General features: G+C 68.8%; 8 protein-coding genes and 5 pseudogenes. 8 read left to right on the forward strand and 5 right to left on the reverse strand.

What is annotated here, in order from left to right:
• Positions 1–356: 356 nt before the first annotated feature.
• The 7 genes and pseudogenes from STSP_RS39965 to STSP_RS05245 all read left to right on the forward strand — a co-directional run.
• Positions 357–602 (forward strand): annotated as a pseudogene (locus tag STSP_RS39965) (hypothetical protein); the annotation flags it as partial.
• Positions 594–925: pseudogene (locus STSP_RS41115) on the forward strand (aldo/keto reductase); the annotation flags it as partial. The pseudogenes STSP_RS39965 and STSP_RS41115, both read left to right, overlap by 9 nt.
• 28 nt (positions 926–953) lie before the next feature.
• Positions 954–1,886 (forward strand): aldo/keto reductase, encoded by a 933-nt coding sequence (locus tag STSP_RS05235; RefSeq protein ID WP_067272694.1) that lies wholly within the window; start codon positions 954–956, stop codon positions 1,884–1,886.
• Between the two features lie 116 nt (positions 1,887–2,002).
• Positions 2,003–2,293: pseudogene (locus tag STSP_RS41120) on the forward strand (IS701 family transposase); the annotation flags it as partial.
• A gap of 245 nt (positions 2,294–2,538) precedes the next feature.
• Positions 2,539–2,667, forward strand: coding sequence for a hypothetical protein (locus tag STSP_RS40710; protein ID WP_269801026.1), 129 nt, complete (start codon positions 2,539–2,541; stop codon positions 2,665–2,667).
• Positions 2,668–2,725: 58 nt separating this feature from the next.
• A complete protein-coding gene (locus tag STSP_RS05240) occupies positions 2,726–4,549 on the forward strand; it encodes a glycoside hydrolase family 127 protein (protein ID WP_232789525.1) in 1,824 nt (607 codons plus the stop codon).
• Between the two features lie 200 nt (positions 4,550–4,749).
• A pseudogene (locus STSP_RS05245) lies at positions 4,750–6,113 on the forward strand (replication initiator).
• Positions 6,114–6,490: 377 nt separating this feature from the next.
• Here the strand turns inward: STSP_RS05245 and STSP_RS05250 are convergent.
• From STSP_RS05250 to STSP_RS05265, 4 genes are all read right to left on the reverse strand, one after another.
• Positions 6,491–6,925 (reverse strand): VOC family protein, encoded by a 435-nt coding sequence (locus STSP_RS05250; RefSeq protein ID WP_067272699.1) that lies wholly within the window; start codon positions 6,923–6,925, stop codon positions 6,491–6,493.
• A gap of 92 nt (positions 6,926–7,017) precedes the next feature.
• On the reverse strand, positions 7,018–8,655 hold the full coding sequence (locus tag STSP_RS05255) for a recombinase family protein (protein ID WP_332835347.1): 1,638 nt from the start codon (positions 8,653–8,655) through the stop codon (positions 7,018–7,020).
• Between the two features lie 156 nt (positions 8,656–8,811).
• Entirely contained in the window at positions 8,812–9,303 is a 492-nt protein-coding gene (locus tag STSP_RS05260; RefSeq protein ID WP_067272702.1) for an NUDIX domain-containing protein, read from the reverse strand.
• A 53-nt stretch (positions 9,304–9,356) separates the two neighbouring features.
• Positions 9,357–10,448, reverse strand: a complete 1,092-nt coding sequence (locus STSP_RS05265) for an ADP-ribosylglycohydrolase family protein (protein ID WP_067272705.1) — start codon at positions 10,446–10,448, stop codon at positions 9,357–9,359.
• 271 nt (positions 10,449–10,719) lie between these two features.
• Between STSP_RS05265 and STSP_RS05270 the strand changes: the two genes are divergently transcribed.
• Positions 10,720–11,841, forward strand: coding sequence for a glycerate kinase (locus tag STSP_RS05270; protein ID WP_067272708.1), 1,122 nt, complete (start codon positions 10,720–10,722; stop codon positions 11,839–11,841).
• A 150-nt stretch (positions 11,842–11,991) separates the two neighbouring features.
• Here STSP_RS05270 and STSP_RS39970 read toward each other — a convergent pair.
• Positions 11,992–12,148 (reverse strand): annotated as a pseudogene (locus STSP_RS39970) (acyl-CoA synthetase); the annotation flags it as partial.

The following is a 12,148-nucleotide window of genomic DNA, read 5'->3' on the forward strand; positions in this document are numbered from 1 at the left end:
TCGTCCCGTGCTCTGACGTATCGTCAGTAAATGTGTGAACAGGGCCTGTTCGTCCGTCGGCCGCTCACCGCGCGCGGCGGTCAGTCGGCCGATCATGTGGTCGACCGCTGTGCGCCTACGAAGCTTTGGCGGTTCAACCCGTGCGTCATCGTGGCGGCCCTTCCCCCTGAGTGTCGAAGCGCTTCACCGCGATGGGAAGTTAACGGACATCTTTCATGCGAAACAAGGGGCAAGATGCGAGGAAAGTTTCTCTACCCTGGTCTATTGACAGCTGTGAGCGGCAATGACAGCGTCGATGCGCTTCGACAATCGCTCTTAACCCGACATCCGCACCCGCTTGCCGAGGGATCCGTTTCGTGGCTTCTCCGTCCCCATCCGCCGCCCCGCCGCCCTTCCGCGACCCCGCGCTCCCGATGAGCAAGCGCGTCGACGACCTGCTGGACCGGCTCGCCCTGGACGAGCGGCTCGCCATGCTCCACCAGTACGTCCCGGCCGTCCCACGCCTGGGCATCGCCTCGTTCCGCACCGGAACAGCAGCGCTGCACGGAGTGGCCTGGCTGGGGGTGGCGACCGTCTTTCCCCAGGCCGTGGGGCTCGTGTCGGTTCAGGACCAGTTCTCGCCCGCTTCCGCTCCAGCCGGGAAGAACTCGAGCACTGCACCAAGCTCGGCCTCGCCTTCCTGCCCTGGCGCCCGCTCGGCGGTATCGCGAACGCGAAGGGTCACGCAGAACGCCACAGCGCGATCCACCAGGCCGCCAACGAGACAGGCACCAACGTCCACCGAATCACGCACACCTGGGAACTCGCGCTCGCGCCCGCCGTCATCCCGATCCCCAGGGCCTCGCGCTCCGCAAGCATCCGCGACTTCGCAGCCGCGGCCGATCTCGAGCTCATAGCCGACCAGTTCGCACTTCCTTCGGTCTGAAACGTTCAAGTCACAGCGAAAGAGTCACATGAAGACCTTCATCCTGCCCGGCACCGACATGGTGGTCCCCAACGTCGTCCTTGGACTGATGCGCATCCAGAACATGACCGACGAGGCGGTGCGCAGGCTCGTGAACACTGCACGCGACACCGGCATCACGTTCCTCGATCACGCCGACGTATACGGCTCGGACTACCACGGTTGCGAGCGTCGGTTCGCTGAAGCCATGAAACTCAGCCCGTCGGAGCGTGAGCAGTTCGTCATTCAGTCGAAGGCCGGAATCGTCAAGGACGCGGCATACTACGACCTCTCTCATCACCACATCATCGAGTCCGTGAACGGTTCACTCCGGGCACTGGGCACGGACTATCTCGACATCCTGCTGCTGCACCGTTCCGACGCTCTCGTCGAGCCGGAGGAGGTGGCCCGTGCCTTCGACGAGCTGTCGGCGGCAGGCAAAGTCCGTGCCTTCGGCGTCTCCAACCAGACAGCCCGACAACTCGACCTGCTGCGCAAACACGTGACGCAACCAATCGTGGCGAACCAGCTGCAGCTGTCGATCACTCACGCCCCGATGATCGCGCAGGGCGTCGCCGCGAATATGCAGGACCTCGATCAGTCGGTCGTACGTGATGACGGAATCGTCGACTACTGCCGCCTGCACGACATCACCATTCAGGCGTGGTCGCCTTTCCAGGCCGGATTCTTCAACGGCCCGTTCCTCGGTTCCGAACGCTTCCCCGAGTTGAACGCCGTAATCGACCGGCTGAGCGACAAATACGGCGTGCCGGCCGAGGCGATCGCGGTCGCCTGGATCACGCGCCATCCCGCGCAGATGCAGGTCGTGCTCGGCACGACCACGCCAGAACGTGTCACGGCCGCCGCGCTCGGTTCCGACATCCCGCTCACCCGATCCGAATGGTATGAACTGTTCCGTGCCGCCGGATACAAAGTGCCCTAAGACTCCAGTTGGAGTTCGCTTCGTGAGCTGCGATGATACCGGGTCGGGACGAGCGACGGCCGCCGTTGATCATTGTTGTTGTGACGCAACAAGAGAACACGGCGGCCGTCGAGGCCATGGTATCGGTCGAACGGTGGCGCGCAGGGCTGGATGCGCTGCTGGGGCGGTGCGCACCGCAATTCCGCAGGATCGAGTCCCGTCTGCGGGCGAAATCGTTGGTGGAGGCGATGATGGCGCACGTGACGCGCCGGAACTGCTGGACGCTGGCCGAGGCAGCGGGGGAGCCGAATCCGTACCGGTTCCAGCACCTGCTCTCCCGCGCGAGGTGGGATGACGCTGCGGTGCGCGCCGAGGTGCGCTCTGCGGTCTGGGAGGGGCTCTCGACCGGGAACGGCGTGAAGGTCCTGGTCGTCGACGACGACAAGGGTGCGACCGAAGAACTGGACGGCGGGCGCCTCGATCGGAAACTTTGCCGATCAACACGCGTAACGCTTCGTTTTAGTTTTTCCACCTCATCAAAGAAAATCGGTGCACCTCCTATCCACAGGATCGGCTCCGGCCAGACAGGGCCGACGCCGAGCCCGCGGACTTCCGTCCACTCGGCCGGTCGCTGCGGGCCGCACCAGCCCCCGCGACTGTGGCGGGCACCGACGTGCCCGCCGAAGACGTCGCAGTCAGCCTGTGCGACCCGGCCCACGACGCCCGGCTGCTGCGCCAGTGGACTCCTGAAGGCGCCACCACACGCGGCATCGAACCCCTGATCAACACACTCCCCTGGTGAGGCACAAGCAGTGAGAACACCCGTCATGCCCTCGACCGGTACCCTGCAGCCGTTGGGAATGGACGAAGTCCGAATAAACGGCGGCCATTGGAGCAAGCGGCAGACGGTCAACGCCGAAGGAACCATTCAGCACTGCCTGCACTGGCTCGAGGCGCTCGGCTGGACCGCCAACTTCGACCGCGCCGCCGAAGGGAAGGAGTTCGAGCGGACCGGCCCCCAATTCTCCGACTCCGAGGTCTATAAGCTCGCCGAGGCCATGGCCTGGGAGATCGGGCGCACCGGAGACGCGGGCCTCGAAGCGCGGTTCGTCAAGCTGACAGCACGCATCAGCGCTGCGCAGCACGAGGACGGCTACCTCAACACCGCCTACGGCAACCCCGGCCAACCGCCCCGCTACTCGGACCTCGAATGGGGCCACGAGCTGTACTGCTTCGGCCACCTTCTCCAGGCCGCCGTCGCACGGCTGCGCAACCACGGTGAAGACGCGTTCACGGCGATTGCCCGCCGCGCCGCCGACCACGTGTGCAATGTGTTCGGGCCCGGCGGCGACGAACGCATCTGCGGCCACGCCGAAATCGAAGTGGCCCTGGCCGAATTCGGGCGCGCCACCGGCGAAGCCCGCTACCTCGAGCAGGCCCGGCTCTTCATCGAGCGCCACGGCCGGAAGACTCTCCCGGAGAAGGGCGTTTTCTACCAGGACGACGTGCCGGTGCGCGAGGCCGAAGTGCTGCGCGGCCACGCCGTGCGGGCCCTCTACCTCGCCTCGGGCGCGATCGACGTAGCCATCGAGGCTGGCGACGCCGACCTCCTCGATGCCGTGCGGGGCCAATGGGACCGCGCCGTCGCCCGCCGAACGCACCTCACCGGCGGCATGGGTTCCCAGTACGCGGACGAGGCATTTGGCCGAGACTTCGCGCTCAACCCCGCCGAGGCCTACTCCGAGTCGTGCGCCGGCGTCGCCGCGGTCATGACCGCATGGCGCCTGCTCCTCGCCACCGGCGACACCCGCCACGGCGACATGATCGAGCGGATCGCCTGGAACGTCCTCTCCGGCGCGGTCGACCCCGACGGGAAGTCGTTCTTCTACGCCAACCCGCTCCACCAGGTCACCGCCGACCCCGAACCGCCGCGCGACGGCGCCCTCCCGCACCTCAGCGCGGGCGGCCGCCGCGGACACTGGTTCGAAGTCTCCTGCTGCCCGACCAACCTCGCTCGCACCTTCGCCCAGTTCGCCGCCTACATCGCCACCGCCGACGACCGCGGCGTCCAACTCCACCAGTACGCCCCTGCCGCGATCGACACGGTCGTGGCCGGCTCGCGCTTCGCGCTCACCATGACGACCGCCTACCCGGACGACGGGACGGTCATCGTCCGAGTGGAGGCCAACGACGGCGGCGAGCGCACCGTGTCGTTCCGAGTGCCGCACTGGGCCGAAGGCGCCACGGTAACCAGCCCAGACGGCACGGCCCGCCCCGCGGCTGCCGGCGAGCTCGCCGACGTCACCGCCGCATTCGCTCACGGCGACGAGATCCGCCTCGACCTGCCGCTCGCGCCGCGCTGGACCTATCCGGACCCGCGCATCGACGGTTTGCGCGGCTGTGCCGCAGTCGAACGCGGGCCCGAGGTGTGGTGCGTCGAGAGCGTCGACCTCCCCGAAGGAGCCGACTTCGCGGACCTTGCCGTCGACACCACTGCGCCGCTGACAGTGCGCGACGGACGCGTCAAAGTCCGCGGCCGCATCAACGACCGCGCCGCCGAGTGGCCGTACGGGACGGCCGCGCCCCGACCCGAGGGCGAACCCGTCGAGATATCGCTGGTGCCGTTCCGGTCGAGGGACACGAGAGGCGCTGCCGCCATGAGGGTCTGGATGCCCATCAGCTGATCGAGTAGGAAGCCGGTGCGGCCGACACTGCGGGCGCACCCGCCTCTTGTCGATGTTGGGGGATGTCCTTCGGGAGCTGCACTCCTTGACGGTGCCGGAGGGCCTTGCGCTGCGTATGGGTACGGTCAGAGTCGTGTCCGGTGCACGCACCCGAGTTCACCCCGGCTGACAGGCGCGCCGCACTCGACCCCGCGGCGCGCCTGCGTCAGCTCTCCGAAGCAGACCGCGACGCGATCCGCATCGCCCAAGACCCGAAGTTCCCTCGCTGGCTGGAACAGATCACCGCCACAGGCGGCTGCTCCCACCCCGTCCACCTGTCCGGCTCGATCACAACATGGGACGCGGCCACGGGCGAGATTCTGCACCACTACGACACCCGAACCGAACCCGGCGAACGGCTCCCTGTCCGCTGCCGCAACAGGCGCGCGACCGTCTGCGCCCCCTGCTCCCGCCTCCACGCGGGCGATACCTTCCACCTCGTCCGCGCCGGCCTCGTCGGCGGCAAGAACATCCCCGCCGCGGTACGCAACCGGCCCCGGCTCTTCGTCACCCTGACCGCTCCGTCCTTCGGCCCGGTCCACCGCGCCGGGGAGTTGTGCCGTCCCCGCCGCGACGGCGGCACCTGTGAGCATGGCCGTCCCCTCGGCTGCGGCGCCGTCCATGCCACGAACGCCCCAGACGTCGGCCAACCGCTGTGCGTCGACTGCTATGACTTCGCGGCTCACGTGCTCTGGCACGCGTATGCGGGCAAGTTGTGGGACCGCTTCGTCATTGGAGTCCGGCGACAGCTCGCAACGGCGGTCGGCCTGGCACAGTCCCGTTTCCGCGACCATGCGTGCCTGTCATTCGCCCGCGTCGCCGAGTACCAGAGCCGTGCGGCCGTCCATGTTCACGCCGTGGTCCGCCTCGATGGCCCGGCCGGACCAGACGACGAACCCCCGGCTTGGGGCACTGCGGACCGGCTCACCGAAGCCGTGCGCGCCTCCGCCCGGCGTGTCTTGGTCCGCACGCCCTACAGCCCGGCCGTGGGTGAGCTGGCACTGCGCTGGGGCGTCCAGGTCGACGCTCGACCGCTGCGCGCCGACGGCGACGGCCCCGACGATGACGCCGTGGCCGCATACGTGGCCAAGTACGTCACCAAGGGAGCGAGCGAGACAGGCGCCGGCATCGACCACAAGGTCACCTCCTGGGAGGACATTGATGCGGCACCCGTGAGCGAGCATGTCCGCACCCTCATGCGTACCTCCTGGAGCCTCGGCGGTCTCCCCGAGTACGAGTCTCTGCACCTGCGTAACTGGGCTCACCCGCTCGGCTACGGGGCCACATCCTGACCAAGTCCCGCGCCTACTCGACGACGTATGCGGCGCTGCGTGCGGAGCGTGCCCATCACGTAGGCCATGCCGACATCCCCGGCACGGTTACGGATGCGTACTGGCGCTATGTCGGTTCCGGGCACAGCGCCGGCGCCGCACTCCTGGCTGCTGGCGTCGCCGAAGACCTCGCTCTGTTGCAGGAAGTCGTCCGAGAAGAGCGATCGGCGTCACTATGGGAGGCTGACCGCTGACGGCGAAACCTGCATGCACGGAGGCTGCCGGGGGGTGGGCGTGGGCTCGAGAGCACGCGCGCAAAGCCCCGAAGTGGTCGGATGCCCGTTGGCGCCAAGTGAACGCGATTCTCGGACTACAGGTGACCACGAGCGGGGCCCGTTCCGGCAAGCGTGCTCCGTGACGGGCCCGGACCTGTGAACTGCACTGCTACCTGCGCTGGCGCATCTCGTGACCCAATGCAGCTGCCCGCGTACTGGATACCGAGACCTGAATCAAACGACCGATCCGACTATGGCTCCGCCCATAGGCTGCTTGAGGGAGCTCACTGGGGGCCGACGGACGGTTTGCGGTGAACGCGGAACTCCGCGGGGAGCAGCTTCGCACCCTGTCGGCCTCACGCCGAGGCCGCGGCGACGCAGAACTCATTGCCCTCCGGGTCGGCCATCACAATGTGGTGCCCGTCGAACTCTTCCAGGAGGATCCCGCCCGCCTTCACCAGCCGCTCGGACTCGGCCCTGATCCGCGCCCACCGCTGGTCGGAGCTGCCGTATCCCGGCACCCGGACGTCGATGTGCAGTCGGTTCTTCGCCGTCTTCGGCTCGGGGACCTTGAGGATGGAAAGCCGGGGCCCAACGCCGTCGGGATCGCACAGCCACGCCCCGTCGTCCACCGAGTCGTCCTCCGGCGGGTTGAAACTCGCGTGCCACTCCTCGCGGGTTCTGAAGGGAGCAGGCGGCGGCTCGTCTACATAGCCAAGCGCGGTCTTCCAGAACTCGCCGAGGAGCTTCGCGTCCTTGCAGTCGAGGGTCAGACTGATTCTGGTTGCCATGGCGGGACCGTACTGCGCACCTCTGACAGTCGCGACTGAGCCGAAGGAGCGGGTGCTGATACCCGTGACTCGCCGGACACTGTCTGGGCGGATCATTCCTCGTCCCGGTAAATGGGGGTGAGTCGCTTCCAGGCCGGGCCGCCGGGCCTGGCTGCAGGGCTGACGAGAACGGTCAACAGCGTCTTCTCTACGTACGCGCGCCGCTCCACGAAATCGAGCTTGTCCCACTCCTGCCGCAAGTCGACCGGCGTCCCCTGCGCGAGCAGTGCGCGACGGCGCCAGTCGTTTCGCTCCTTCACCAGTCGTCGTTCCGTCGCTTCCGCCTTCGCGAGGAACGCGAAGAACCGTTCCTTGCTGACCAGGCGCTGTTCTCGCTGCTCGGTCCAGTCGGCGATGTCTTCCCTGATGCGGGCTAGCTCCTCCTCGCCGTCCCACTTTTCGGGAACGGCCATGGCTTCCCGCTCCTCGGCCTCCTGCTCGTACTTGGCAATCACGAGCATCTTGATCGCCTCGTCGGTATCGGGACCGGATATGCGGACGCCGCCGCATCCGTACCCGCTCCGCTTGTCAGGGCACGTGTAGTAGAAGAACCCCTCCGGCTTGTTCCTGCTCGCCGGAGCCTTCTGCGCGCGCAAGCGGCTCCCGCACCCATCCTTGTCGCACCGGAGAGTCCCCGTCCCCAGGTACTTCCGAGCGTTGTACGCATCGCCGGGCTCGGGGTTGCTTCCGATGGCGGCAGTGACAACTTCCCAGTCGGTCACCGAGATGATTGTGTCCCACTGGCCCCTGACCGGTTCGCCGGCATCATCGATGACGGGCTCAACCCTGACACTCTCGCTCCCGGTCTCCGGGTTGAACTCCCGTACCTTCCTGGACCGGTAACCGCAGATACGGGGGTTCCGGAGTACCTGTTTCACGGTCTCCTTGCTCCACCTGTTGCGGCGTGTCGTGGTGATGCCCTGCTTGTTCCACTCGGCTGCAATCGCCCGGTGAGAGGCTCCCGTGAGAATGCGCTCAACGGCGTTACGGATCGCAGTGGCTTCCTTGCGGTCAAGGGTTCGCTTGTCATCCTTGTAGCCGAAGGGGCGCGTGCTGCCTGTCGGGATTCCCGCCTGCTGCGACGCGTGGTGCTTGCGGCGGACCCGGCGTGCCGTGTCGGCGCTCGACTTGTTCGCCACGGTGGCCAACAGGCGTGCAACCGTCCGGCCGTTGTCGGTAAGAAGATCAAGCGTGCCCGTGATGTCGATGATCGGACGGCGGAAGTTCTCCACCACCTCGATGGCGTCTTCAAGGTGTCGGTTGTCGCGCGTCAGGCGGTCGATGTCGTAAACGATCAGTCCATCCAGCCGCTGCCGTCCGGCACAGTCCCGCGCTTGAGATCTTCCATCGCCCCTTCGAACGCGGGGCGGATCACGCGATAGGCGACGGTCCCGTCCGGCTGGCACACCCGCTTGCGCTTCCATGCTGACGTGTCGGGTTCCTCGTATGTGTAGACATACCGGCCCCCGCGACTCTCGACGAACCGACGAGCGTCCTTCTCCTGCTCGTCCCGGCGATGTCGCGGCCTGTGGCCGGGCGCCACTTCTTGCCACTGGCGATGGGTTGATCCTGCTCCTTGCCCGGAGCCGAGGCGGATAACTCGTCGTCGTCCGGTTCGAGGGAGAGCCGCACCAGCCCCGCCCAGCTCTGCCCCGTGAGGTCACCCCAGTGCGCTCGCTGTACCAGGTCATCTGTCATGGCGTGAGGTTACTTCCGCCAATGCTCTGCTCCGTGGAGATACCTGCCCCACTCAGGATGGCGACGAGAGGCTTGCCCATGCGGCCGAGCCTAGGCCGCGGGGCCTTCGGCGGCGAACCGATATCGCCGGTCGTCTGGTACGGCCGTCGTCACACCGCCGGCCGGCCGTTCTCCAGCTCGGCCGTGCCCGTCCCCTCCGCCAGCACGTCGAGGGCGGCGAGGACGCGGAGGCCGAGGGTGCCGTGCAGGTACTGCTGGATCTCGGCGCGCGGTACCAGCCGCCACGACAGCAGTTCCTCCTCCTGCAGGCGGATCGACTTGAGCTGTTCCTCGGTGAGCACCCCGCCGTCGTACACATAGGCCACGAGCGGCGGGCGCCCCGTGCCCAGCACCCAGTCCACCGCGAGGAGCCGCCCCAGCTCGACGTCCAGGCCGATCTCCTCCAGCGTCTCGCGCCTGGCGCCCTGGCGAGGGCTCTCACCGGTGTCCGATTCGATGGTCCCGCCGGGCAGCGCCCAGCCGTCCCGGTAGTTGGGCTCGACGACGAGTACGCGACCCTCGGCGTCACGGAAGAGGGCGGCTGCACCGGCGAGAACGCGGGGGAGGCCGGCGATGTAGGCGGCGTAGTCAGGACTGGTCACCCGAGGAAGGGTAACCAGCGCGCGCGTCCCGCCTCGGTGTCGGACGGCGCGCTTCAGGCGATGTGCTCCGCCAACGCACGTGTCCGAGCCGCCAGTTCACTGATGCGTGCCCCGTCGAAGCCGAACACGGCGCTGCGTACGGTGTTCTCCAGCGGGTCCTTCCACTGGGGCGGGATCGCGGCGGCGCCGCACAGGACGCCCGCCACGGAGCCGGCGGTCGCGCCGTTGGAGTCCGTGTCGAGGCCGCCGCGCACCGTCAGCGTGATGGTGCGGGTGAAGTCACCGCCGCCGTAGAGGAGTCCGGCGGTGATGACGGCGGCGTTCGGGATCGTGTGGATCCAGTGGAGGCCCGCCGTCTCCTCGTGGACCGCGTCGAGTGTGTCCTCCCAGCCGAGGCGGGAGTCGTACAGCGAGAGGACGCGGCGCACCGTCCGGGCGAGACGGCTGCTCGCCGGGATCACGGTGAGCGCGGTGTCCACGGCGGCCCGGACGCCCGGCGCCGTGAAGGCCGCGGACACCAGTGCCGCCGCCCACATCGCGCCGTACACGCCGTTGCCGGTGTGCGACAGCACCGCGTCGCGACGGGCGAGCGACGCCGCACGGCGCGGGGCGCCCGGGCAGACCCAGCCGAAGATGTCGGCGCGGATGAGCGCGCCGATCCACTCCTGGTAGGGATTGTCGTACGTCGCGGTCAGCGGCGGCTTGAGACCGTTCGCGAGATTCCGGTACGCGGCGCGCTCCGCGGTGAACGTCTGCAGATACGGCAGCCTCAGCAGCCACAGTTCCCCCACCTGCTCGGTAGTGAAGCCGAAGCCGTGGGTCTCCAGGAGGTGCAGGCCGAGGATCGCGTAGTCCACGTCGTCGTCCCGGCAGCTGCCGTGGATACGGCCCCGCACGCACGAGCGCCACTCGGGCCGCAGCGCGAACGCGTCGGACTCGGAGACCGGTCCGGGAAGGTAGTCGTCGAGCGGCAGAGCGGCCGCCCGCCTGAGATAGCCGTCGATGCGCTCGCGTGTCCAGTGGTCGCCCTGCTCCACCGGCTTGCCGAGCATGTTGCCCGCGATCCGGCCGAGCCAGCCGCCGAGGATCCGGTCGTCGAGCCGAGTGCCCACATCCGTGCCCACATGCGTGTCCACAGTGGTCATGTTTCCGGTTTACCCATTCCCGGGCGCTTTCGCTCGGGCATCCGCTCGCGCATCGCCGATCTGGCCGCATCACCAGGTGAGACGGCCCATGGGCAGCGGGCCCCGCCTCCGGTTAAGGTCGCAGCGGCGCGACTGCCTTACTGCCGTGATGAGCAGCAAGGCCCGGAAGCAAGGGGATGCAACGGTGGCGGACGCTGCATGGACGGCAGCGGGCAAGGCACAGCCGACGGGGCCGTCAGGGCCGTCGGGGAGGTCCGGCCGGGTCGGACGCGTGCTGATAGCCGCGGACAAGTTCAAGGGATCACTCACGGCCGTCGAGGTCGCCGAGCGTGTCGCGGCCGGGCTGCGACGCGTCGCTCCACACGTGGAGGTCGAGGCGCTGCCGGTGGCCGACGGCGGCGACGGCACGGTCGCGGCCGCCGTCGCGGCCGGTTTCGAGCGCCGCGAGGTACGGGTGACCGGGCCGCTCGGCGACGAGGTCACGGCGGCGTACGCGCTGCGCGACGGCACCGCCGTGGTCGAGATGGCCGAGGCCAGCGGGCTCCAGCGGCTGCCCGACGGCGTCTTCGCGCCGCTGACCGCGACGACGTACGGCTCCGGTGAGCTGATCCGCGCCGCGCTCGACGCGGGCGCCCGCACCATCGTGTTCGGCGTCGGCGGCAGCGCCACCACCGACGGCGGCGCCGGGATGCTGGCCGCGCTCGGGGTGCGGTTCCTGGACGCCGAGGGGGAGCCCGTCGCGCCGGGCGGCGGGGCCCTGCGGGGGCTTGCCACCGCGGATCTGTCGGGCCTCGATCCGCGTCTCGCCGATGTCGACGTGGTGCTCGCCAGCGACGTCGACAACCCGCTGACCGGGCCCACGGGGGCGGCCGCCGTGTACGGGCCGCAGAAGGGGGCCGGCCCGGAGGACGTCGCGGCGCTGGACGCCGCGCTCGGCCACTATGCCGAGGTCCTGGAGAAGGCGATCGGGCCGCGGGCCGCGGAGTACGCGCAGTCGCCGGGTGCGGGGGCCGCGGGGGGCATCGGATACGGCGCTCTCGTCGGGCTGGGCGCGAGTTTCCGGCCCGGCATCGAGATCATGCTCGACGTGCTGGGCTTCGCTCCCGCGCTGGAGCGGTCGTCCCTCGTGATCACGGGGGAAGGGTCGCTGGACGAGCAGACCCTGCACGGCAAGGCCCCTGCGGGGGTCGCGGCTGCGGCCCGGGCGGCGGGCAAGGAGGTCGTGGCGGTCTGCGGCCGCCTCGCGCTCCGGCCGGAGGCACTGGGGAGGGCGGGGATCCGCCGGGCGTACGCGCTGACGGACGTCGAACCGGACGTCTCCCGCTGCATCGCGGAGGCGGGGCCGATCCTGGAGAACGTGGCGGAGCGGATCGGGCAGGACTTCCTGGCCTGACGGCCCGCGCGATCCGCTCCGCGCCGCGCGATACCTCCGGTGGGATGGCGTCTGCGGGCCGGTGGTCGGCTGGTGCGCCACCTGCCGGTGGCTGGGTCGGGGCCGCGCCGGGATGTACGTCCTCGGTCTGGCGCCAGGCCGTACGTCGTTGGCGGACTCGATCTCGGCCGGGTAGATGTTGACGCCACCCGAGATGATCATGTCGATCTGTAGCCGAGATCGCCGACGGTGAAGAAGTCGCCGATGCACTAACTGAAGCCGCCGGTGGACATCGTCATGTAGACCGTGCCGAGTTCGCCGGGCGGGG

The sequence above is a fragment of the Streptomyces jeddahensis genome, from assembly GCF_001642995.1.
GTDB lineage: Bacteria > Actinomycetota > Actinomycetes > Streptomycetales > Streptomycetaceae > Streptomyces > Streptomyces jeddahensis.

What these genes read in the sequence shown, in the direction of transcription:
- STSP_RS05235 (WP_067272694.1), top strand. Translation starts at nt 954, where the DNA reads ATGAAGACCTTCATCCTGCCCGGCACCGACATGGTGGTCCCCAACGTC.
- STSP_RS05240 (WP_232789525.1), top strand. Translation starts at nt 2,726, where the DNA reads ATGGACGAAGTCCGAATAAACGGCGGCCATTGGAGCAAGCGGCAGACG.
- STSP_RS05250 (WP_067272699.1), bottom strand. Translation starts at nt 6,925, where the DNA reads ATGGCAACCAGAATCAGTCTGACCCTCGACTGCAAGGACGCGAAGCTC.
- STSP_RS05255 (WP_332835347.1), bottom strand. Translation starts at nt 8,655, where the DNA reads ATGACCTGGTACAGCGAGCGCACTGGGGTGACCTCACGGGGCAGAGCT.
- STSP_RS05265 (WP_067272705.1), bottom strand. Translation starts at nt 10,448, where the DNA reads ATGACCACTGTGGACACGCATGTGGGCACGGATGTGGGCACTCGGCTC.